Genomic DNA, 20,969 nt, shown 5'->3' with positions numbered 1-20,969 from the left:
CTCAGTCCTGCTCGTTCAGGGCCAGCGGGCGCAGGCTGGCGGCCAGCAGTTCGCTGCTCAGCGGCATGCCCTTGGCGACGCGGTCGCGGGCCGACTGGAACTGGGCGAGGATCTTGTCCGCGTATTCGGGCGTGGCCGATTCCAGCAACAGGTTGTGCGCGGTGTCGTCGTGCCCTTGCAGGACGTAGGCCAGGGCCAGGTTCAACTGTAGCGAGGCGTCGCCATTGTTGCGTGCCTGGTTGAGCAGGCCGATGGCGCGGCCGCTGTCGCCACTGGCGAGCCAGGCCAGGGCCAGGTTGTTGAGTGCCGCGTTGTTGCCAGGGTCGATTTCCATGGCTTTTTCGAATTGCGCACGGGCTTCCTCTGGCTTGCCTTGCAGGTCGAGGGCGACGCCCAGGCCATTGAGTGCCTGGGTCGCATTCGGCTCGGCCTCCAGGGCGCAGCGGAAGTCACGCTCGGCCTGGCTGGCCTGGCCCAGCGCCAGGCGCGCGCGGCCGCTGCCGTTGCACAAGGCCAGGCGCTGGGCCGGGGCAATCCGTTGCAGGTCGCCGCCAAGATCCTTGCGCGCTCGCTCGTACAGGCCCAGCACTTCGGCGCCGGGGCGCACGGTCGAGGCGACGCTGGCGTATTCCAGCAGGTAGCTGCCGTGCAATTGCTGGCGCTGATCCATGCGTGAATAGACCTCGTAGGCCGCCTGCATGCGCTGGTTGTCGCGCAGGGTATGGGCCAGGCGCAGGGCTTCCTTGGCTTCCTTGCCGCTCGGTGCCGGGCTGGTGGTCGATGCCCAGGGCAGGGGGCTGCTGGCGCAGCCGGCCAGGGTCATGGCGGTCAGGAACAGGGCGATACGGGAAAGGGGCATGCTGGCGTCTCGTTCATTGGCTGAGCAGGCGGATGATGCGCACCATGGCGGGTGCGCCCATCATCGCCACGATGGGGGGCAGGATCAGGGTCATCAGGGGCACGCTGAGCTGCGCGGGCAGTTTGCCGGCGCGCTCTTCGAGGCTGAGGATCAGCGCCTTGCGGCTTTCTTCGGAAATCGTCCGCAGCGCCTGGGACAGTGGCGTGCCGTAGCGTTCGGCCTGGATCAGGGTGGCGACCATGCTCTCGATGCCGCTGACCCCGGTGCGTTCGGCAAGGTTGAGCAGGGCGCGCGGGCGGTCGCTGAGAATCTGCAGTTCGGCGAAGGTGTAGCGCAGTTCGTCGGCCATCTCCGGAGCGGACAACGCCAGCTCTTTCGACACCACTTGCAGTACCCGCCCCAATGGCAGGCCGGCTTCGGCGCAGATCACCATCAGGTCGAGGGCGTCCGGCAGGCTGCGCGCCAGGCGACCGCCACGCTTGCCGCCACGCACCTTGAGCCACAGCTCGGGCAAGGTGGTGCCGACGAACAGCGCGATCAGGCCGCCGGCCAGGCCATTGAGGCCGAAGCGCGAGGCCGGTTCCAGCACGCCGAACAGCACGACCAGCGCCAGCACGATGCCCAGCGCATATTTGCCGGCCATCAGCAGGCCGAGTGCCTCATGCCCGCGCAGGCCGGCCAGGGCCAGCAGTTTGCGCAGTTTGTAGCGGTCGCTGTCGGTGCCGGCCAGGCTGTCGCCGAAACGGGCGATGGGCAGCAGGATCTTCATCAGCCGCGGCGACAGTTGCAGGCCCTGGCCGCGCAGGATGCTGTCGGCCTGGGTCGGTGCTTTTTCCAGGGCCACGGCACGCGGGCCGAGGCGCACGCGCAGGGTGGCGGGGCGTTTGCGTGCATGCAGGCCGATCAGCAGCATGCCAAGCCCCGCGCTGAGTACGGCGAGGGCGCCGAGGAACTGGGAGTCGTCGAATAGGCTGGTCATGACACCCTCTTGACCATCTGGTGGGTGATCGTCAGGCCCAGGGCGACACTGCCGAAGGCATAGAACAGCACGTTGTTGCCGGTCGGATCGTTGAGCAGGAAATGGAAGTCCTTCGGCGAGTTCAGGTACATGTAGCCGAGCGCCAGCGGCACCAGTGACGCGACGATCTTGGCCGAGGCGCGTGCCTCGGAGGTCTTGGCCTGGATCTTCAGGTGCAGCTCCTGGCGCTCGCGCAGGGTGCTGGCCAGGCGGTCCAGGGTCTCGCCGAGGCGGCCACCGGCTTCCTGGTTGATGATCAGGATCACCGCGAAGAACCGGTATTCGTTGAGCGGCACGCGCCTGGCCGAGTCCTGCATGGCCTGGCGCAGCGGCACGCCGAGGCGCAGCCAGGTGTCGATCAGGGCGAACTCCACCGCCAGCGGGCCCGGCAGGTTCGGCGCGACCAGGGCGAAGGCGTTGCTCACCGGCACGCCGGCGCGAGCGGTGCGGGTGATCGCGTCGATGGCTTCCGGCAGGCTCAGCTTCAGTTCGCGCAGGTGCCTGGCCTGGGCGCTGCGGAACGTCACGGTGGCGATGACGACGAAGGCCAGCAGCGCGATCAGCGTGCCGATCAGCAGCGGCAGCGGGGTTTCGCGACCCAGCAGGGTGCCGATCATCACGCTGGCCAGGCCCATGAGGATCACGCGGGTGCGCAGGCTCTTGCGCCAGCCGAGCAGGGTCAGGTCCATCCACAGCCGGGCGAGGTGCTTGCCGACCAGCGGCAGGTCGGCGCCGGGTGCCTGTTCCATCTCACGCAGGATGCCTTCGGCCTGGGCCATGGCATCGACATTGGCCGCGCCGCTTTCTCCGGCGAGGTGGCTCTTGAGGCCCTGCAGGCGTTCGACGATGAGCTTGTCCTGCTTGCCGCGCGAGCTGAAGCTGCGCGCCGCCAGCACGGCGAGCACCACCGCGGCGAACACCAACAGCGTGAGCAGATCGAGTACGGCGTCCATCAGAGCATGCCTTCGAACAGATGGGCGTGGGCGGTGTAGAACTGCGGCCGCTGGCCACTGGCGACGAACTGGCCGACCAGGCGGCCCTGGGCATCGACGCTGCTGGTCTTGAAGCCATACAGCTCCTGGGTCTGGATCACGTCGTTCTCCATGCCGCAGACCTCGGTGATCGAGACGATGCGCCGCGCGCCGTCGCGCATGCGCTCGACCTGCACGATCAGGTTGACCGCGCTGGCGATCTGCCGGCGAATGGCTTCCAGCGGCAACTGCATGCCGGCCATCATCACCATGTTCTCCAGGCGCATGATGGCGTCGCGCGGGGTGTTGGCATGGACCGTACACAGCGAGCCGTCGTGGCCGGTGTTCATCGCCTGCAGCATGTCGAAGCTCTCGCCGCCGCGCACCTCGCCGAGGATGATGCGGTCGGGGCGCATGCGCAGGGCGTTGCGCACCAGGTCGCGCTGGTCGACCTTGCCGGTGCCTTCGGCGCTGACCGGGCGGGTTTCCAGGCGTACCACGTGGATTTGCTGCAGTTGCAGTTCGGCGGCGTCTTCGATGGTGATGATGCGGTCTTCGTTGCTGATGTTCTGCGACAGCGCGTTGAGCAGGGTGGTCTTGCCCGCGCCGGTGCCGCCCGAGACCACCACGTTGAGCTTGGCCAGCATGGCCCGGCGCAGCACCTCGGCCATGTCCGGCGACAACGCGCCGCGTTCGGCGAGGAGGTCCAGGGACATGTTGCGGCGCATGAACTTGCGGATCGAGATGGTGGTGCCGTCGATGGCCAGCGGGAAGGTGATGACGTTGACCCGGCTGCCATCGGCCAGGCGCGCATCGACCATCGGGTGGCTCTCGTCGATGCGCCGGCCCACCGCGGCGGCGATGCGCTGGGCGGTGTTGAACACGTGCTCTTCGTCGACGAAGGTGATCGGCGACAGCTCCAGCTTGCCGTAGCGCTCGACGAAGATCTGCCCGGCACCGTTGACCAGGATGTCGTTCACCGAGTCATCGGCCAGCAGCGGCTCGATGGGGCCGATGCCGACCATCTCGTTGAGCATTTCCTCGGCGATGGTTTCCTCTTCCTGGCGGGAGAGTTGCAGGCGGTTCTCGTCGCAGATCTTGCGGATCAGCGATTCGATCTGCCCGCGCAGCTTGTCGCGGCCCATGGCCGCGGCCTTGAGCGGGTCGATCTGGTCGTACAGGTAGCCGCGGATCAGTCGCCGGTTCTGCGCGCCGAGGCTGTCCTGCGGTTTGTTCTGCAGCGTACGTTGCACGCTGGTGGCGCGGATTTCCTGGCTGTCGCTGGCTGGCGCAGCGGGGGCCGGGCGGGTGCTGGTTTTTTGCGCGTGGCGGATGATCATCGCGGCTCTCCAGGGTCAGGCGAGGTTGCCGGTACGGCGCAAGGCACCTTTCAGGCGGCCGATGAAGCTGTCGGCTGGCTGAACGCTCTTGCGTGGCGAATGGCCGCTGGCCAGGTCGGCCAACTCCAGCAGCGCAGCCTGGAACGCGGGGGCTGCGCCGAGGCGCAGCGGGCCGCTGAGCAGGCTGGCGCCAAGGGCCTGGCCGGCATGCGGCAGGAACAGGTCGATGCGGCGCTCGACGAAGTCCTCGAACTGGGCGCGCTCGACCGGGCCGGCCTGGTTGCCGCGCGAAGCGTTGGCCACCAGCAGCAGGCGCTGGCCTTCGCTCTCGTCGCCGATCTCACGCAGCAGGCGGTGCAGGTTGCGCGCGTCCTGCACGCTCAGGTCGGTGAGCAGGACGCGGGTCTGGGCATGGGCCAGCACGTCCAGGGCGCCGTGGGGCAGGCCGGCGGGCAGGTCCCAGATCACCTGGTTGAACAGGCGGCACAGGTTGCCGCCGAGGTCGAGCAGATGGTCGGTGGCGAACGATGCGTCGGGGCGCAATTGCGTGGCCTGGGCCAGCAGGTGCAGGCGCTCGTTGATGCGCGCCATGGCCCGCTGCAGGAAACGGTTGTCGATCTCGTTGTTGGCCAGGGCGGCAGCCAGGCCGGCATCGCCGTCATGGCCGAGCAGCAGCGATTGATCGCCTTTGCTGCGGTCGAAGTCGACCAGGGCGGTGGCGGTGTGGCGTTGCTCGGACAGCAGCAGGGCCAGGCCGGCCGCTACCGTACTCACGCCGCAGCCGCCGGAGGCACCGACCACGGCGATGGTGCGGCCGCTGCGTACGCCCAGGGGCTGTTCATGGTCGGCGCCACGGGCGCGGTTCAGGGTGCTGGCCAGCAGGTCGAGCGGCACCGGCTTGGCCAGGTAGTCGAACACGCCGCTGTGCAGCAGGTTGCGGTACAGGTCGATGTCCTGCTTGCTGCCGGTGACGACGATGCGGCAGGCCGGGTCGCAGACTTCGCCCAGTTCGGTGAGCGATTGCAGGGGCAACGGGTCATCGTCGATGTCCACCACCAGCACACTGGGGGGCGGATTGCCCTGGCTCCAGGCGATGGCCGCGGCGACCCCGCCGGGGCGGGATTGGCTGGCGGCGTGGCCAAGGCGCACGAGTTGCTCGCCGAAGCGGCGAGCGTCGTCGGCGCTGGCGGCGAACAGCATCAGTTCGTCCTGGCGGCTGGCGATTTCAACTGAGGTGGATGCAGTGTCGTTCATGTCGGTCTCCGTACGCCGTCATTCCTGGAAGTCGATGTCGAGCAACTCGCGGACTTCGTCGTCGTAGTAGCGGCCGACAGCGTTCACCGCTGCGTTGCCGTCGCCGGCGTCCAGGGTCTGCGGACGCATCAGGTCGCGTGGATCGGCCACCATTTGCGCGAGGTTGGCGCGGTTCGCGCAGCCCAGCGGGCCGACCGCCTGGTAGGGCTTGACCGTCCAGACGTTGGCTTCGGCAATGGCGCAGTCCGGCACCTTGACCACCAGGGCCTCGGACACCACTTGCAGGTCCCAACCTTCCTTGGCGCCTTCCAGGCGCGCGGGCATGACGATCACCTGGCTGGACAGCGCGCCGCGTTCACGCAGCACGCTGGCCAGGCGCTGGGCGATGCGCTCGCCGGACGGGGTGTAGGGTTGCAGGGTCAGGGTCTGTTTCGACAGGCGGCCCTGGGCGTGCAGCAGGCTGTTGAGGTTGGCCAGGGAGTCGGCGGTGAGGCTGCCGCTGCCGGAGGCCTGCAACGAGGCGACCAGCGCCGACGGCGTGACGCTCGGCGCCTCGGCCTGGGGGTAGGGGGCAAAGCGGCTCTCGCGCATGCTGTTGATATGGCGGTCGCAGCCTGTCAGCAAGAGGCTGAGGGCCAGGAGTGAAAACAGGGGCTTGCGGGGCATGGTCGTCACCTCGATCAGTACAGGTAGCCGGCGGAAGCCTGGGCGGGAGTCTGGCTGTCCAGGGCGCGAATGCCGCGACCCGGTGCCTGCAGGTCGCCAGGCGCCGTGGGCTCGACCACGTAGGCGGTGGCGATGATCACCAGTTCGGTGTCCTGTTGTTCGCTGGCCTCGGTCTCGAACAGGCGGCCCACGCCGGGGATGCTCTTCAGGCCTGGAACGCCGGTGACCGTCTGGTCGATGTTGCTGCGCAGCATGCCGGCGAGGGCGAAGCTCTGGCCGCTGGCCAGCTCCACGGTGGTATCGGCGCGGCGCACCTTGAACGCCGGGATCACGTTGCCATCCAGGGTCACCGAACCCTCGTCGGAGAGGTCGCTGACTTCCGGGGCCACGTGCAGGCTGATGCGGTTCGGCGACAGCAGGGTCGGGGTCATGCGCATGATCACGCCGTACTGCTTGTAGTCGATGGTCACGTTGTTGTTGGTGGTGATCACGATCGGCACCTCGCCGCCCGCCGCGAAACCAGCGGTCTCGCCGGACATGGCGGTCAGGTTCGGTTCCGCCAGCACGGTGGCCAGGCCATCTTCCGACAGGGCGGTGAGCAGGCCGGCGACGGTGCTCGAGCCAAGGGTGTGGGAGCCGCCAGCGACGGCGTTGGTCACCGTGCTGCCGGAGAACGCGCCGGTGGTCGCGTCGAACAGGCTGGTGCCATTGCGGAAGAAGTAGTTGCCGTCCTTGAGCGCGACTTCCCAGTTCAAGCCGAGAGTGTTGGTCAGGCTGCGCGAGACCTCGACGATACGCACGCTGATGTTGATCTGCGACGACAGTTCGACCTTCAACTGGTTGATCACCCGTGGTGCCTGGCTGCCACCGCCAGGAGCACCTCCGCCGCCGCCACCACCACCGCCGCCAGTGGCGGTATCGCTGGCGCCTAGGTAGGCCTTGACGCTATCGATGACCTGCTTGGCCTGCTGCGGCGTTTTCACCGTGCCGCGCACGATCAGGCCATTGCCGGAGGAGGGGCCGAACTCGACCCGCGAGCCGGGGACTTCATTGGCGATCTGCTTGCTCAGGGCGCTGAGGTCGTGGGTCGCCACCAGGCGGATGGCGGCGATCACGTCATCGTTGGCGTCCATCGCATAGAGCGTGGTGGTCCCGGCATTCTGGGCAAAAACGAAGACGTTGCCTGGCGAGGGCATCTGGAAACTGGCCACGCTGGGGTCGGCCACCAGCACGTTGGCGGCGGCGCGCGGCAGTTGGATCAGCCGGCCCTGCTTGACCAGCAACTGCACTTCTTCGGTTTCGCGAACCTGGGTCAGCTTACGCGGCGGTATCGACGGCGTACCGACCTGCACGTCGCTTTCCTGCCATTGGTCGATGTCCGCCTGCTCGTCGGCGAATGCCGGGCAGACCAGTAGGCTTGCGCCCAAGGCACAGGCCTGGGCAAGCAGCGTTTTCGAGGGAACGAACTTCATGATCTTGGGTTTCCGGAATGTCGGAGGGTAGCGGCTGGGTCAGTGGGACAGGTCCCGTACCTCGATCGCTGGGCCACGGAACAGTTGGAGCTTGGCTGCCGGCGGTGTCGCGGCGGGCGAGCCTAGACCGTTGTAGATGCTGGTGGCTTGGGCCAGGGTGGTGACGCCGCCTTGGTCGCTGTCGACCTCGATGTCATCGGGCTCGCGCGCACCGAGCAGGACCAGTTGCAGGGTGCCGACTTCCTTGGCCACGGCCAGGCGTTCGGCCTGATTCGGCGAGACTTCCAGGGTCACGGTCTCGTAGCTGGAGTATTCGCGACGTGTTTTCTTGCCATTGGCCGGTTCGTCTTCGCGCACGGTCAGCTCGCCGTGGGCGACATTGTTCAGGGCCAGCACGCGAACGTTGTGCAGCAGGGTCTGGGAGGCCAGGCGCGGGGCGCTGGTGCTCTTGCCGGTGTTCTCTTTCTCGCGGTCGAGGCTGAGGATCACATCGACCCGGTCGCCGGTGGAGACCAGGCCGGAGTTGCTCGCCACGGCACTGGTCGGCACCGAGATGGCGCGCATGCCGGGTTTCAGGACGGCGGCGATGAAGCCCGGCTGGCCAGGGCGTACCACCAGGTTGCTGGTCAGGGCCTGACCCTTGGCCAGGGCCTGGCGCACGGTGGCGCCGAGGACCACGGAAACCTCGTCCTGGCTCTTGAGGAAATAGAGCAGCGGCGAATGCTCTTCGTCGGTTTCCTGCCAGTGCACGGCGGCGGTGTCGATGAATTCGCCCGGCTGGATATCGCGGGCAGCGACCAGGATGGCCTGGCGCGGGGCTTTTTCAACGGGTGGCGCGACCTGCTGGACAACGGGGGCGGGCGCCGGCTTGAGCAGGGCTCGCGCCAGCAGGGCGGCACTGCCTGCGACAAGCAACGTGCCTGCCAGGAGAAGAACGGATGGGGTTTTCATGGCGAGTCAGTGTGTCGGCAGAAGGAGGGTATAGAAGGCGCCTATCGCGATGGCCAGGCCGTAGGGAATCCCCTGCGGACGCTGTTCGGTAAGCACGGTTGGGGTCGGGATGCCCAGGCGTGGCCAGGTGACTCCCAGGCGTTGTACGCATTGAGCGATGACTCGCTCGATCTGGTTCAGCATCGGCAGGCCAAGGGCGAGCAGGCCGCCGGCCAGGGAGGTGACGATGAGAAAACTCATCTGCTTGTCCGGGCCGACCCACAGGCAGGCCACCGCAACCAGCTTGACGTCACCGGCGCCGACGCGGCCCAGGCAGAACAGGCCATAGCCGACCAGCAACACCAGGGCGCCGCCGGCCAGGCCACTGAGCGACTGGCCCAGTACGCCGCGTGCATCCAGGCCCGACCAGGGGCCGAAGCCCAGTAGCGCGGAAAGCGGCAGGGTCAGCCACAGCGCCAGCAGCACCAGCACCAGCAGATTGTGGATGCGGCGGTAGAGCAGGTCCGAGGCCATCACCCAGAGCATCGCCGGGATCATCACCAGGGCTGAGAATGTGCTGTCCATGCCGCGTTCCACCTGCCGGATCAGTTGGTGGAGCCAGGGTTGTTGGTGTTGGTGATCTGGTCGGCGATGGACGAGAAACGCTCCTTCAGCGCGGTGACGAAGACGCCGTCGGAACCGAAGATCACACCGATGGCGGCGGCCATGGCGGCGGCGAGAATGCCGTATTCGATGGCGGTGACGCCGCTCTCGTCGGCGAGGAATTGCTTGAGGCGCGTGGACATGGCTGGCTCCCTTGGAGAATGAAAAGGCACGCGCCTGGGGCGCTGTGCGAAGGCGGTGATATTAAGATTTGTTCTCAATTGTGAAACAAGGACGGCTTCATTAAGAATGCTTAAGGAAGCAGGGCCGAGGCGTCCTGGGAGAGGGTGCGCAACTGCAGGATGGCCAGTAGCCCGGGGCTGTTGTCGGTCAGTTGCAGGTTGCCGCCATGCAAGTCGCAGATGGCCCGGGTGAGGGTCAGGCCCAGGCCGTTGCCGGGGATGTTGCCGCTGGTGTCCAGGCGCTGGAAACGCTCCATCGCCTTGTGGTTGAGTTCCTTGGGAATGCCGCGCCCACGGTCGGCGATGGCCAGGGTCTGCCAGCCGCCCCGGTTGCAGGCCGTCAGTTCGATGGCGCTGCCGCGCGGTGCGTACTTGAGGGCGTTGTCGAGCAGGTTGGCGAGGGCCTGGAACAGCAGCGAGCGGTCGCCATAGATGCGGTAGTCGTCGGTGCAGACCACTTGCAGCGGGCAGTCGCGTTCTTCGGCGAGGGGCAGGTAGTACTCCCTGACGTCCTCCAGCAGGGCACGGGCTGGCACGCTCTCGAACTGGTGCGCGCAGCGTCCGGTTTCCACTTCGCCGACACGCATCACCGCGCGGAACAGGCTCTGGATGCGCTCGCTGTCCTTGACCGCCTGGAGGATCTCGTCACGGGCATCGCCGTTGAGCTGGTCGGCGGCATTGAGCAGCCGGCTCTGCAGGCGCGTCAGCGGTGTGCGCAGTTCGTGGGCGATGTGGCTGGTGACGGTCTTCACCTCCTCCATCAGCCGGTCGATGCGTTGCAGGCTGTGGTTGATCTCGTTGCCGAGCTGGTCGAACTCGTCGCCATGGCGATCGACCAGGATGCGCACCCGATGGTTACCGCTGGCGTATTGCGCCAGGGCATCGCGGATGCGGTTGATCCGCAGCAGGTTGCGCCGGCTGAACGGCAGGCTGGTGAGCAGGATCGACAGCAGCACCAGCAGCAGGCTGGCGCCGGCGATCAGCGGGATGATCCGCGTCCTTTCCAGCATCGGTCGCAGGTCGTAGGCGCTGAAGTAATGGCCGCCGTCGGCCAGCGGCACCAACAGGCCGAGGATTTCCGTCTGGTTGCCGCGGGCGTCCGTCATCGAGGCATGGCGCCAGTTGCTGGTGCAGTTCTCCAGGCAGTTCAGTTCGGGCAGCAGGTAGGCGTCGCCCCACAGCGGTTCGCCCTGCGGGTCGATCACGATGGGATGGCGTTCCTTGCGGTTCTCGAACGGTTCGCGGTACTTCAGCTCGTTGACCACGCGCTCGCTGCTGAGCAGGCGGTCGTACATCTGCTGGGCGCGCACGTCGTTGAGGATCATGTCGCGCACATGGCTGCGCATGATCAGTTCCAGCAGGCGGTTGCTGAAGACGATGGAGAGCAGGGCGATGAGCAGGCAGATGAAGGCGATGGTCGCGGCTTGGCGGAAGTTGCTGGTCTTGAGCAGCATTCGCAGGCTGTAGAGGTTAACCAAGCACGTAACCTATGGCCCGTAGCGTGCGGATCAACTGGCGGTCGAAACCCTTGTCGATCTTGGTGCGCAGCTTCGACAGGTGCACGTCGATCAGGTTGGTCTGCGGGTCGAAGTGATAACCCCATACGCGTTCGAGCAGCATGCTGCGGGTCACGGTCTGGCCATGGTGCTCGGCGAGCACCTGCAGCAGCTTGAACTCCTTGTCGGTCAGGTCGATGCGTTGCTGGCCGCGTGTCACGGTGCGGCGAGCCAGGTCGATGGACAGGTCTTCGATCTGCAGGACTTCGTCCGGGGCGCTCTTCTGGTGGCGCTTGGCGAGAATCTCCAGGCGCAGCAGCAGCTCGGTGAAGTCGAACGGTTTGCCCAGGTAGTCGTCGGCGCCGGCGCGCAGGCCCTCGACGCGGTCGGCGGTCTGGTCGTTGGCCGAGAGAATCAGGATCGGTGGGCGCGGCTTGCCGCTGAGACGTGAAAGCACCTCGATGCCGTCTATCTTCGGGATCACCCGGTCGAGAATCACGACGTCGAACACTTCCTGTTCGATCATGTGCAGAGCCCCCTCGCCGTTATCGGTCAGGCGATAGTTATGGCCGCTGGCGTGCAGCTTGCTGCCGAGCCAGTGACTGACGGAGGGATCATCTTCGACTACCAGCACACGCATTTTGCTGATCCTTGGCGTTTGGGAATGGCGGAGGACGCCGGCTGTTTTAGCAGGCGTCAGGGAAAAAAGAGGGTTAAGAATTATTAAACATAATGAGAATTGTTATCAATCATTATCTTGATATCAAAATGTCATTTCATCGGAAGAAGGCGATTGATCGATGGGTGCGTTGTCCATGGGCGCGGTAATCCGTCGCTGGCCGGCATCACTTTTTAACGAAAAATTGATACGTGTTGAGGCACAATGGCGGCTGTGTTTTCTGCAGTGGGATCAGGTAAAGGCCTATGGCGAACAAGTGGTATGCGCAGCGCGTCGTGCGAGCGGGGGAACGCCCCGTCGCACGCAGGGTTCGGACCTACGTGTTGCTGGCATTCGTCCTCGGAGCCGGTTTTGCCACTTCCGTGTACTGGGCGTTCACGGGGATCGAGGATCAACGCGTCGACAATCAGCGCGCCCGTTCCACCGCCTTCTGGGAGGCCAACGCTGCCCAGCCCGAGCCGGAGACGGCTTTCGAGGGTGAAGTCACGCTGGTCTCGCCCGCCCAGATTCTCGAACAGGAACGCCAGCAGGCGCTCGACGAGGATGCGCGGCTACGCGCGGCTGCCCGCGAAGCGCGCGAGCAGCACTATCCGGCCGACACGGCTGAGCGCCTGGATTTCTAAGAACCTGTTCACGATCTCGCGAGCTAGAGATAAACGGTGGCGAAAACGGCTGAGGCAGCGGAGTTTACGTGCTGTAAATGAGCATGCCGAAGCCGTTTTCAACGCCGTTTAGCCGACGCGCAGCAGATCGTGAACAAGTTCTAAGCGGGCAGCCGGACGTTCCGAGCCGTTTGTTGTTTGTAACTGCCTCGCCTCAATGCCGATAAACCCACTCGATGCCCGGATATTCGGCGAAGGCCTTGGGAAACAGGTAGTCGCCATGGAATAGCGGTGCGTCGAGGCGTGTCCAGGCGGGCTCGAATGACGGCAACTGCGCACGGATCGCTGTGGCGAGCAGGGTGGTGCAGTACAGGTGCGGCTGGTTACGCGCATCCAGGACGAAGGGCTGGCCGCGACTGGCGAGCAACTGGGCGGCGATCCGGCGGTTCTGTTCGGGGGTGAGGAAGGTCGGCCGGGCCACGGCGAAATGCTGGGCCAGTTCCGGCTGGAGGAATTCGTCGAGGCTGCTGAGCAGGACCTGGTCGAGGTGCCGTGGGTCGTCGTCGGTTGTCGCGTGGATGACCATCACCCTGGGGGCGACCGCTACCACCATGCCGATATGCGAGTAGTCGCCGCCGCCGACCTGGCGCACGAACAGGCTGTCGGTCGAGGTGCCCCGGCGAAACAGCCAGTCGCCCGTGGCCATGGGCGGCAGCCTGCCCAGGTCGACGGCAGGCAAGGGCTGGCGGACCTCCTGCCGATGCCAGGCGTAGCCCGCGACACTGAAAACCAGGAGCACTGCGCAGGCGTGGAGCCAACGCAGTTTCCGGGGCGCCAAAGGCAATGGCCGCGACGCGTCAGAGGCCAACCTTCCACGCGTCGTCGACCTTGATCAGGCGCACGCGTTCCTGTTTCGGTGGTGCGCCATCCTTGTTGAAGGTGATGGTCGCCTGGACCGAGGCGATGCTCTTGTCGTCGTTGTAGGTCGCATCGGCGACTTCGATCTTGTCGATGCCATCGAGTGCCTTGACCTGCTCGGCGCTCTTCGTCAGGGCGGCTTTCAGCTTGCCACGGACCACGTCTTCGACGCCGGGCTTGTCCTTGTCGGGCATGTTGATGAGCTTGAGCACGGTATCCAGGTCATTGGAGTAGGCGGCCTTGAGAAAATCCTTGGCCACGGCTTCGGGCTTGTCGCTGGATGAGCAGGCGCAGAGCAGCAGGGCGGCGGTGAAAATGAACAACCAATGTTTGAGCTGTGCCATGAACGGTCCTTATAGGGCTGGGAGAAAAACTGCCACGCAGTGCGACAGGGTACGCAAGTATAGCTTCCGTCATGCCGGCAGGTCTGCGATGCTGGTCGCGGTCGTTCCTGACTGTTCAGGCAAGGACCATCGCCGATCAATCACTCGCTTGTCTTTTTGTCGTGCCATGCAGATTCTCCATACCATTCTGATCATGCTGCTCGTGGTGGGCGGTACCCGTTTGCTCGCGCAGCTCATGCCGTTGCCCCTGCCATTGATCCAGATCGCCGTCGGCGCCCTGTTGGCGCTGCCGATTCTGGGGCTGCACGTGCGCCTGGACCCCGAGCTGTTCATGTTGCTGTTCATTCCGCCGCTGCTGTTCGTCGACGGCTGGCGGATGCCCAAGGGCCAGTTTCGCAAGCTGCGCACGCCCATCCTGATGCTGGCCTTCGGCCTGGTGCTGTTCACCGTCCTCGGTGCCGGCTGGTTCATTCACTGGCTGTTGCCCGAAGTGCCACTGGCCGTGGCGTTCGCCCTGGCGGCGGTGCTTTCGCCGACCGACGCCGTGGCGGTGGCGGCGATTGCCCATGGCCGCCTGCCGCGAACCTTGATGAACATCCTCCAGGGCGAGGCGCTGATGAACGATGCCTCCGGCCTGGTGGCCTTCAAGTTCGCCGTGGCGGCGGCGATGACCGGCGTGTTTTCCCTGGGCGAGGCGAGCCTGCAGTTCGTCCTGGTTGCCCTTGGCGGCCTGCTGGTCGGCATCTTGCTGAGCCGCCTGCTCGGCACCTTGCGCGGCTGGATGATCGGCCGCGGCTGGGACGATCCGGCCACGCACCTGGTGTTCATGTTGCTGCTGCCGTTCGCCGCCTATGTCCTGGCCGAGCACCTGGGCCTGTCCGGGATTCTTTCCGCGGTAGCGGCGGGGATGATGCAGAGCCGCCTCGACCTGTTGCCGCGACAAACCTCTACACGCCTGCTCAGTCATAGCGTCTGGGCGATGCTGGAGTTCACCTTCAACGGCTTGATCTTCCTGCTGCTGGGGCTGCAATTGCCGGACATCGTCAAGGCGGCGGTCGGTAACGTCAACGAAGCCGTGCGCCTGGGGTTCGATGTGCTGGCAGTGTTCGCCATGCTGATGCTGCTGCGCTTTATCTGGATGAGCCTGTACTGGCGTGTCTCCCTGTTCGTGCGGCGCTGGCGTGGCCAGCCGAGCAGCTTCAGCGGGCGTACGCAATGGCGGGTCAGCCTGGTGCTGTCGCTGGCCGGTGTGCGCGGTGCGGTGACCCTGGCAGGCGTGCTGTCCTTGCCGCTGCTGATCAGCGATGGCGAAGCGTTTCCCCAGCGTGAAGTGCTGATCTTCATTGCCGCCGGGGTGATCCTGCTGTCGCTGCTGGCCGCCAGTTTCGGCCTGCCTTCGCTGCTCAAGGGCCTGCCGCAGGACAGCGACGAGTTGCGCGAGCGCGAGCGGCGTCAATGCTGGAACAAAACGGCAGAGGCGGCGATCCGCAAACTCGAAGAACAGGAAGAGCGCTCCGAGAACGCCGAGGAAGCGGCCATGGGCGCGGAGGTCAAGGCACGCATCATGGCCGAGTATCGCCAACTGCTGAGCAACACCGACTCGGCCGAGTCGCGCCGGCACTGGCTCGAAGTCAATGCGCTGGAGCAGCGTCTGCGCCTGCAGGCGCTGCGGGCCCAGCGCCTGGAACTGTATCGGCTGCGTAACCAGCACCAGGTCGACGACGACGTGGTCAGCGAAATCCTGCGTGAGCTGGACATCGCCGAGGCGACCTTGCAGAAAGGCTGAGAACCTGACGACACGGGAACAGGCCCGGGTTTGCGATTATCGAACTTTGGTTCGATAATCGGCCGCCTGATAAGGTCGCAGAGCAATAACAATGAACGACGAAACCCGCGTACACCTACCGACCCTGGCGCCGCCCATCGTGGCTTCGCCGGCCAAGCGGATCGAGGCGTTTGCCGGCGATCCCAACTTCATGACCTCGCTGGCCCGGGGGTTGGCGGTCATCCATGCGTTCCAGGAGCGCAAGCGCCACCTGACCATCGCACAGATCAGCCACCGTACGGAAATCCCGCGTGCCGCCGTGCGCCGTTGCCTGCATACGCTGATGAATCTGGGCTACGTCACCACCGATGGGCGTACCTATTCGCTGCTGCCCAAGGTGCTGACCCTGGGGCATGCCTACCTGTCGTCGACGCCCTTGGCGGTCACCGCCCAGCCAATCCTCGACCGTATCAGCGAGCAATTGCACGAGGCCTGTTCGATGGCCACCCTGGAGGGCGAGGAGATTCTCTACATCGCTCGTTCGGCGACGCCCAACCGCCTGATTTCGGTCGATCTCAGCGTCGGCAGCCGGCTGCCGGCCTACTGCACCTCCATGGGCCGGATTCTCTTGGCCGCGCTGGATGACGCCGCGCTGGACGACTACCTCGAACACGCCGAACTGCAGGTCAAGACCAGCCGCACCCTGCATACCCCCGAGGGGTTGCGCGCCAATATCGACGAGATTCGCAAGCAGGGCTGGGTGGTCATCGACCAGGAACTGGAAGTCGGCCTGCGTTCCGTCGCCGTACCGCTGAAGGACTCGGCAGGCCAGGTGCTGGCGGCCTTGAATGTGGGCACCCATGTCGGCCGTACCTCGCGCCAGGAGCTGGAAAGCCGCTTCCTGCCGGTGCTGCTCGAAGCCAGCAAGGAGTTGAGTACGCGTCTGTTCCACTAAGGCGTGGATACCAGCTTGCAGCCATCCTCATGCGTGGCTTGGGGACTGTCCTGCATCGCGGACAGGAAAGTAAGCTTCCTATCAAAGCGTTCGATTACCGAACAAATCGATGATTGTCGAATTGAAACGACGATCCTGCGTTCGTAACGTGAGCCCGCCGCTGGTCCTCGACCCGGCCAATAAAAACAATGAGAGTTCGCCAAGGTCGTTTGCCCCGGCTCCTGTCAAAAGGGGCGGCGCCTTACCGGTCCTCATTCCTGTTTTGCCCGTGCGCCCGATCCGGTGCCGGGCCAACCGCTCACAGGAACTGACGCATGAACCGCCCAACCCAGGTGCTCACCGGCACACTCGACGTGCAGAGTTTCATCAACGCCCAGCCGCTTTCGTCCTACCAATGGCGTGTCGTGCTGCTGTGTTTTCTCATCGTCTTTCTCGATGGCCTCGATACCGCCGCCATGGGCTTCATCGCCCCGGCGCTGACCCAGGACTGGGGCGTCGACCGCTCCAGCCTCGGCCCGGTGATGAGTGCCGCGCTGATCGGTATGGTCTTCGGCGCCCTCGGTTCCGGCCCGCTGGCCGATCGTTTCGGGCGCAAGATCGTGCTGGTCAGCGCGGTGTTCCTGTTCGGCTTGTTCAGCCTGCTTTCGGCCTACAGCAGCAACCTCGACCAACTGCTGGTTCTGCGCCTGCTCACCGGCCTTGGCCTGGGCGCGGCGATGCCCAACGCCACGACGTTACTTTCCGAGTACACCCCGGAGCGCCTGCGTTCGTTGCTGGTGACCAGCATGTTCTGTGGTTTCAACCTGGGCATGGCCTGCGGCGGTTTCGTCTCGGCCAAGCTGATTCCCGCGTACGGCTGGCATAGCCTGTTGCTGATCGGCGGCATCCTGCCACTGGCGCTGGCGGCGGTGCTGGCGGCATGGCTGCCCGAGTCGGCACGCTTCCTGGTCGTGCGCAATCGCGGCATCGAGAAGGTGCGCAAAGTGCTTGCCCCCATTGGCGGCGACGCGGCCCGCGCCGAAGGCTTCAGCGTGCCAGAACAGAAAACCGTGCAGAGTGGCAACGTGCTCCGGTTAATCTTCTCCGGCACCTACAGCGCCGGCACCTTGCTGCTGTGGATGACCTATTTCATGGGCCTGGTGATCGTCTACCTGCTCACCAGCTGGCTGCCGACGCTGATGCGCGACAGCGGCGCGAGCATGGAGCAGGCGGCATTCATCGGCGCACTGTTCCAGTTCGGCGGCGTGCTCAGCGCGGTTGGCGTGGGCTGGGCCATGGACCGCTACAACCCGCACAAGGTCATCGGCACTTTCTACCTGCTGGCCGGCGTGTTCGCCTACTTCGTCGGCCAGAGCCTGGGCGAAGTGACCCTGCTGGCGACCCTGGTGCTGCTGGCCGGCATGTGCATCAACGGCGCGCAATCGGCGATGCCGTCGCTGGCCGCGCGCTTCTACCCGACCCAGGGCCGCGCCACTGGCGTGTCGTGGATGCTCGGTATCGGCCGCTTCGGTGCCATCACCGGCGCCTGGATGGGCGCCACGTTGCTGGGCATGGGCTGGAATTTCGAGAACGTGCTCACTGCGCTGATCGTACCGGCGGCCATCGCCAGCGTGGCGGTGGTGATAAAGGGGCTGGTCAGTCACGCGGATGCAACTTAACGGCAGCTTTGAGGCAAGAGCGGACGTTCTACGAACGCTCGGTCCATCCTCAATCGTCATTCCCGCGAAGGCGGGACAGCGGCTCTATCGCTGAACAGCGCTTGCGCTGGCCCGAAGGGGAATCATCCAGAAGCGCTTTTTTATTTGGGCTCCCGCCTTCGCGGGAGTGACGACACATAATTCCGAATGTCCGCTTCCAGCGATTCAGGCTGGAGTGTGAACAAATCTCAGTAATGAATGGTTCGATAATCGAACGAATAGTCGATTATCGGATTGTTCGACAAGGCCCGCAGCGGTACTTTTCCATCACCCGGCGTACTGCTTGCGCCCTGGATAACAAGACGAGATCGACATGGCTGAAATCATCTCCCTGAGCGAGGCGGTGCAACGCTTCGTCCATGACGGCGACACCGTTGCCCTCGAAGGCTTCACTCACCTGATTCCCACCGCGGCTGCCCACGAGCTGATCCGTCAGGCCAGGAAAGACCTGACCCTGGTGCGCATGACCCCCGACCTGGTCTATGACCTGCTGATCGGTGCCGGCTGCGCGAGGAAACTGGTGTTCTCCTGGGGCGGCAACCCGGGTGTCGGTTCGCTGCACCGCCTGCGCGATGCCGTCGAGAAGCACTGGCCGCACAAGCTGGAAATCAGCGAGCACAGCCATGCCGCGATGGCCAACGCCTACGTCTCCGGCGCCTCCAACCTGCCGTTCGCCGTGCTGCGTGGCTACCAGGGGTCCGACCTGGTCAAGGTCAACCCGGACATCAAGTTCATCGAGTGCCCGTTTACCGGCGAGAAGCTGGCTGCCGTCCCGAGCGTGCGTCCGGATGTGACCGTGATCCACGCGCAGAAGGCCGACCGCAAGGGCAACGTGCTGATCCAGGGCATCCTCGGCGTGCAGAAGGAAGCCGCCCTGGCCGCCAAGCGCTGCATCGTCACCGTCGAGGAAATCGTCGACGACCTGCAGGCGCCGATGAACGCCTGCGTGCTGCCGACCTGGGCCATCACCGCCGTCTGCGTGGTGCCTGGCGGCGCCCATCCGTCCTACGCCCATGGCTACTACGAGCGCGACAACCGCTTCTATCAGGCCTGGGACCCGATCGCCCGCGACCGCGAAACCTTCACCGCCTGGATCGACGAATACATCCGTGGCACCAAGGATTTTGCGCAGTACCAGGCGAAAGTGAACGGGGAGGCCAAGTGATGAGCGACTTCAACACCAATGAAATGATGACCGTGGCCGCCGCGCGCCGCCTCGGCAATGGCAGTGTCTGCTTCGTCGGCATCGGCCTGCCGTCCAAGGCCGCCAACCTGGCGCGCCTGACCCATGCCCCGGAAGTGGTGCTGATCTACGAATCCGGCCCTATTGGCGCCAAGCCGAGCGTGCTGCCGCTGTCCATCGGCGACGGCGAACTGGCCGAGACCGCCGACACCGTGGTGCCGACCGGCGAGATCTTCCGCTACTGGCTGCAGGGCGGGCGCATCGACGTCGGTTTCCTCGGCGCGGCCCAGGTCGACAAGTTCGGCAACATCAACACCACCGTGATCGGCGATTACCACGCGCCGAAAGTACGCCTGCCAGGCGCTGGCGGCGCGCCGGAAATCGCCGGTAGCGCGAAGAAGGTGCTGATCATCCTCAAGCAGGGCCATCGCACCTTCGTCGACAAGCTGGCGTTCATCACGTCCGTTGGCCACGGCGAAGGCGGCGATCACCGCAAGCGTCTCGGCCTGCCGGGCGCCGGTCCGGTGGCGATCATCACCGACCTGTGCATCATGGAGCCGGAAGCCGGCAGCAATGAATTCATCGTCACCTCGCTGCATCCGGGCGTGACCCGCGAGCAGGTGATCGAGAACACCGGCTGGCAGATCCGCTTCGCCGACACCGTGACCACCACCGAGGCGCCGAAAGCCGAGGAACTGGCCGCCCTGCGCGATCTGGAAGCCCGCACCGCCGCTGCCCATGGGCAGAAGGGGAGTGACGAATGAGCCGCGACGTATTCATCTGCGACGCCGTTCGCACGCCAATCGGCCGCCTGAATGGCGCCTTGTCCGCCGTACGCGCCGACGACCTGGCGGCGATTCCGCTGAAAGCCTTGATCGAACGCAACCCGCAAGTCGACTGGAGCGCCGTGGACGAAGTGTTCATGGGCTGCGCCAACCAGTCCGGCGAAGACAACCGTAACGTCGCGCGCATGGCGCTGCTGCTCGCCGGCCTGCCGGACAGCGTGCCGGGCGTGACCCTCAACCGCCTGTGCGCCTCGGGCATGGAAGCGGTCGGTGCCGCCTTCCGTGCCATCGCCTCGGGTGAGATGGAACTGGCCATCGCTGCCGGCGTCGAGTCGATGACCCGCGCGCCGTACGTGATGGGCAAGGCCGACAGTGCTTTCGGTCGCGGCCAGAAGCTGGAGGACACCACCCTGGGCTGGCGCTTCGTCAACCCGGCGATGAAAGAGCAGTATGGCGTCGACCCGATGCCGGTCACCGGTGACAACGTCGCCGAGGACTACGGTGTCAGCCGCGCCGACCAGGACGCCTTCGGCCTGCGCAGCCAGCAACGCGCTGCCGCGGCCCAGGAAAGCGGCTACTACGCCGAGGAAATCGTCCCGGTGGTGATCAAGACCAAGAAGGGCGAGATCGTCGTCGACCGTGACGAGCACCCGCGTGCCGACACCACGGCGGAAGGCCTGGCCAAGCTCAAGCCGGTCAACGGCCCGGACAAGACCGTCACTGCCGGCAACGCCTCGGGTCTCAACGATGGCGCCTCGGCGATCATCCTCGCGTCGGCCGAAGCGGTGCAGAAGTACGGCCTCAAGCCGCGCGCCAAGGTGCTGGGCATGGCCAGCGGCGGCGTCGCCCCACGCATCATGGGTGTTGGCCCGGTGCCGGCGGTGCGCAAGCTGCTGACTCGTCTGAATCTCGATATCAACGCCTTCGACGTCATCGAGCTGAACGAAGCCTTTGCCGCCCAGGGCCTGGCGGTCACCCGTGACCTTGGCCTGGCCGACGACAGTGCCAAGGTCAACCCGAACGGCGGCGCCATCGCCCTCGGCCACCCGCTGGGCATGAGCGGCAACCGCCTGGTGCTGACCGCTGTCCACCACCTGGAGAAGACCGGCGGCAAGCTCGGTCTGGCGACCATGTGCGTGGGCGTTGGCCAGGGCCTGGCGCTGGCGATCGAACGCGTCTAGGGATGCAGC

The 20,969-nt window shown here is 65.5% G+C and carries 21 protein-coding genes; 7 read left to right on the top strand and 14 right to left on the bottom strand.

Going from position 1 to position 20,969, the window contains the following annotated elements; translation table 11 throughout:
• Position 1: 1 nt before the first annotated feature.
• The 12 genes from ACSZPK_RS22235 to ACSZPK_RS22180 all read right to left on the bottom strand — a co-directional run bounded on the left by ACSZPK_RS22235 (position 2) and on the right by ACSZPK_RS22180 (position 11,491).
• Positions 2-859, bottom strand: a complete 858-nt coding sequence (locus tag ACSZPK_RS22235; RefSeq protein WP_437883773.1) for a tetratricopeptide repeat protein — start codon at positions 857-859, stop codon at positions 2-4.
• 13 nt (positions 860-872) lie between these two features.
• The gene (locus ACSZPK_RS22230; RefSeq protein ID WP_437883772.1) at positions 873-1,838 is read right to left on the bottom strand and encodes a type II secretion system F family protein; all 966 of its coding nucleotides are present in this window, start codon (positions 1,836-1,838) and stop codon (positions 873-875) included.
• Positions 1,835-2,830, bottom strand: a complete 996-nt coding sequence (locus ACSZPK_RS22225) for a type II secretion system F family protein (protein WP_437883771.1) — start codon at positions 2,828-2,830, stop codon at positions 1,835-1,837. Before ACSZPK_RS22225 ends, ACSZPK_RS22230 begins: the two co-directional genes overlap by 4 nt.
• Positions 2,830-4,188, bottom strand: a complete 1,359-nt coding sequence (locus ACSZPK_RS22220; RefSeq protein ID WP_437883770.1) for a CpaF family protein — start codon at positions 4,186-4,188, stop codon at positions 2,830-2,832. The genes ACSZPK_RS22225 and ACSZPK_RS22220 overlap by 1 nt, the downstream gene beginning before the upstream one ends.
• A gap of 15 nt (positions 4,189-4,203) precedes the next feature.
• Positions 4,204-5,442 carry a hypothetical protein gene (locus tag ACSZPK_RS22215; RefSeq protein WP_437883769.1) on the bottom strand — a complete coding sequence of 413 codons (1,239 nt, stop codon included), beginning with the start codon at positions 5,440-5,442 and terminating at the stop codon, positions 4,204-4,206.
• An 18-nt stretch (positions 5,443-5,460) separates the two neighbouring features.
• Positions 5,461-6,108 (bottom strand): CpaD family pilus assembly lipoprotein, encoded by a 648-nt coding sequence (locus tag ACSZPK_RS22210; protein WP_437883768.1) that lies wholly within the window; start codon positions 6,106-6,108, stop codon positions 5,461-5,463.
• Between the two features lie 14 nt (positions 6,109-6,122).
• The gene (locus ACSZPK_RS22205) at positions 6,123-7,580 is read right to left on the bottom strand and encodes a type II and III secretion system protein family protein (RefSeq protein ID WP_437883767.1); all 1,458 of its coding nucleotides are present in this window, start codon (positions 7,578-7,580) and stop codon (positions 6,123-6,125) included.
• 39 nt (positions 7,581-7,619) lie between these two features.
• The gene (cpaB, locus tag ACSZPK_RS22200) at positions 7,620-8,531 is read right to left on the bottom strand and encodes a Flp pilus assembly protein CpaB (protein ID WP_437883766.1); all 912 of its coding nucleotides are present in this window, start codon (positions 8,529-8,531) and stop codon (positions 7,620-7,622) included.
• A gap of 6 nt (positions 8,532-8,537) precedes the next feature.
• A complete protein-coding gene (locus ACSZPK_RS22195; RefSeq protein WP_437883765.1) occupies positions 8,538-9,095 on the bottom strand; it encodes an A24 family peptidase in 558 nt (185 codons plus the stop codon).
• 20 nt (positions 9,096-9,115) lie between these two features.
• Complete coding sequence (locus tag ACSZPK_RS22190) at positions 9,116-9,316, bottom strand: Flp family type IVb pilin (RefSeq protein ID WP_437883764.1); 201 nt, start codon at positions 9,314-9,316, stop codon at positions 9,116-9,118.
• 110 nt (positions 9,317-9,426) lie between these two features.
• Positions 9,427-10,833, bottom strand: coding sequence for a HAMP domain-containing sensor histidine kinase (locus ACSZPK_RS22185; protein ID WP_437883763.1), 1,407 nt, complete (start codon positions 10,831-10,833; stop codon positions 9,427-9,429).
• Positions 10,826-11,491: a response regulator transcription factor gene (locus tag ACSZPK_RS22180; RefSeq protein ID WP_437883762.1), complete on the bottom strand. Its 666-nt coding sequence runs from the start codon at positions 11,489-11,491 to the stop codon at positions 10,826-10,828. Before ACSZPK_RS22180 ends, ACSZPK_RS22185 begins: the two co-directional genes overlap by 8 nt.
• 284 nt (positions 11,492-11,775) lie before the next feature.
• On the opposite strand from ACSZPK_RS22180, the gene ACSZPK_RS22175 reads away from it, so the two are divergent.
• Positions 11,776-12,153, top strand: a complete 378-nt coding sequence (locus ACSZPK_RS22175) for a hypothetical protein (RefSeq protein ID WP_437883761.1) — start codon at positions 11,776-11,778, stop codon at positions 12,151-12,153.
• Positions 12,154-12,346: 193 nt separating this feature from the next.
• On the opposite strand, the gene ACSZPK_RS22170 is transcribed toward ACSZPK_RS22175, so the two are convergent.
• Together ACSZPK_RS22170 and ACSZPK_RS22165 are read right to left on the bottom strand one after the other, a co-directional pair.
• Positions 12,347-12,931: a hypothetical protein gene (locus tag ACSZPK_RS22170; RefSeq protein ID WP_437883760.1), complete on the bottom strand. Its 585-nt coding sequence runs from the start codon at positions 12,929-12,931 to the stop codon at positions 12,347-12,349.
• Positions 12,932-12,989: 58 nt separating this feature from the next.
• The gene (locus ACSZPK_RS22165) at positions 12,990-13,394 is read right to left on the bottom strand and encodes a DUF4878 domain-containing protein (RefSeq protein WP_437883759.1); all 405 of its coding nucleotides are present in this window, start codon (positions 13,392-13,394) and stop codon (positions 12,990-12,992) included.
• A 166-nt stretch (positions 13,395-13,560) separates the two neighbouring features.
• Between ACSZPK_RS22165 and ACSZPK_RS22160 the strand changes: the two genes are divergently transcribed.
• The 6 genes from ACSZPK_RS22160 to pcaF all read left to right on the top strand — a co-directional run bounded on the left by ACSZPK_RS22160 (position 13,561) and on the right by pcaF (position 20,960).
• Positions 13,561-15,180, top strand: a complete 1,620-nt coding sequence (locus ACSZPK_RS22160) for a Na+/H+ antiporter (RefSeq protein ID WP_437883758.1) — start codon at positions 13,561-13,563, stop codon at positions 15,178-15,180.
• Between the two features lie 91 nt (positions 15,181-15,271).
• On the top strand, positions 15,272-16,114 hold the full coding sequence (locus ACSZPK_RS22155; protein WP_437883757.1) for an IclR family transcriptional regulator domain-containing protein: 843 nt from the start codon (positions 15,272-15,274) through the stop codon (positions 16,112-16,114).
• 314 nt (positions 16,115-16,428) lie between these two features.
• Complete coding sequence (locus ACSZPK_RS22150) at positions 16,429-17,772, top strand: MFS transporter (protein WP_437883756.1); 1,344 nt, start codon at positions 16,429-16,431, stop codon at positions 17,770-17,772.
• Positions 17,773-18,124: 352 nt separating this feature from the next.
• Positions 18,125-18,976, top strand: a complete 852-nt coding sequence (locus tag ACSZPK_RS22145; RefSeq protein ID WP_437883755.1) for a CoA transferase subunit A — start codon at positions 18,125-18,127, stop codon at positions 18,974-18,976.
• Positions 18,976-19,758, top strand: a complete 783-nt coding sequence (locus ACSZPK_RS22140) for a CoA-transferase subunit beta (protein ID WP_437883754.1) — start codon at positions 18,976-18,978, stop codon at positions 19,756-19,758. The genes ACSZPK_RS22145 and ACSZPK_RS22140 overlap by 1 nt, the downstream gene beginning before the upstream one ends.
• Positions 19,755-20,960, top strand: a complete 1,206-nt coding sequence (gene pcaF, locus ACSZPK_RS22135) for a 3-oxoadipyl-CoA thiolase (protein WP_437883753.1) — start codon at positions 19,755-19,757, stop codon at positions 20,958-20,960. Before ACSZPK_RS22140 ends, pcaF begins: the two co-directional genes overlap by 4 nt.
• The last annotated feature ends 9 nt before the right edge of the window (positions 20,961-20,969 follow it).

The sequence above is a fragment of the Pseudomonas sp. LRF_L74 genome (genome assembly GCF_965644255.1).
GTDB lineage: Bacteria > Pseudomonadota > Gammaproteobacteria > Pseudomonadales > Pseudomonadaceae > Aquipseudomonas.
This window is presented reverse-complemented; position numbering and strand designations above follow the sequence as displayed.

Coding starts and splice junctions, on each gene's coding strand:
- pcaF (WP_437883753.1), top strand. CDS start 19,755: ATGAGCCGCGACGTATTCATCTGCGACGCCGTTCGCACGCCAATCGGC.
- ACSZPK_RS22165 (WP_437883759.1), bottom strand. CDS start 13,394: ATGGCACAGCTCAAACATTGGTTGTTCATTTTCACCGCCGCCCTGCTG.
- ACSZPK_RS22155 (WP_437883757.1), top strand. CDS start 15,272: ATGAACGACGAAACCCGCGTACACCTACCGACCCTGGCGCCGCCCATC.
- ACSZPK_RS22140 (WP_437883754.1), top strand. CDS start 18,976: ATGAGCGACTTCAACACCAATGAAATGATGACCGTGGCCGCCGCGCGC.
- cpaB (WP_437883766.1), bottom strand. CDS start 8,531: ATGAAAACCCCATCCGTTCTTCTCCTGGCAGGCACGTTGCTTGTCGCA.
- ACSZPK_RS22160 (WP_437883758.1), top strand. CDS start 13,561: ATGCAGATTCTCCATACCATTCTGATCATGCTGCTCGTGGTGGGCGGT.
- ACSZPK_RS22150 (WP_437883756.1), top strand. CDS start 16,429: ATGAACCGCCCAACCCAGGTGCTCACCGGCACACTCGACGTGCAGAGT.
- ACSZPK_RS22230 (WP_437883772.1), bottom strand. CDS start 1,838: ATGACCAGCCTATTCGACGACTCCCAGTTCCTCGGCGCCCTCGCCGTA.
- ACSZPK_RS22225 (WP_437883771.1), bottom strand. CDS start 2,830: ATGGACGCCGTACTCGATCTGCTCACGCTGTTGGTGTTCGCCGCGGTG.
- ACSZPK_RS22215 (WP_437883769.1), bottom strand. CDS start 5,442: ATGAACGACACTGCATCCACCTCAGTTGAAATCGCCAGCCGCCAGGAC.
- ACSZPK_RS22145 (WP_437883755.1), top strand. CDS start 18,125: ATGGCTGAAATCATCTCCCTGAGCGAGGCGGTGCAACGCTTCGTCCAT.
- ACSZPK_RS22190 (WP_437883764.1), bottom strand. CDS start 9,316: ATGTCCACGCGCCTCAAGCAATTCCTCGCCGACGAGAGCGGCGTCACC.
- ACSZPK_RS22210 (WP_437883768.1), bottom strand. CDS start 6,108: ATGCCCCGCAAGCCCCTGTTTTCACTCCTGGCCCTCAGCCTCTTGCTG.
- ACSZPK_RS22220 (WP_437883770.1), bottom strand. CDS start 4,188: ATGATCATCCGCCACGCGCAAAAAACCAGCACCCGCCCGGCCCCCGCT.
- ACSZPK_RS22180 (WP_437883762.1), bottom strand. CDS start 11,491: ATGCGTGTGCTGGTAGTCGAAGATGATCCCTCCGTCAGTCACTGGCTC.
- ACSZPK_RS22205 (WP_437883767.1), bottom strand. CDS start 7,580: ATGAAGTTCGTTCCCTCGAAAACGCTGCTTGCCCAGGCCTGTGCCTTG.
- ACSZPK_RS22175 (WP_437883761.1), top strand. CDS start 11,776: ATGGCGAACAAGTGGTATGCGCAGCGCGTCGTGCGAGCGGGGGAACGC.
- ACSZPK_RS22195 (WP_437883765.1), bottom strand. CDS start 9,095: ATGGACAGCACATTCTCAGCCCTGGTGATGATCCCGGCGATGCTCTGG.
- ACSZPK_RS22235 (WP_437883773.1), bottom strand. CDS start 859: ATGCCCCTTTCCCGTATCGCCCTGTTCCTGACCGCCATGACCCTGGCC.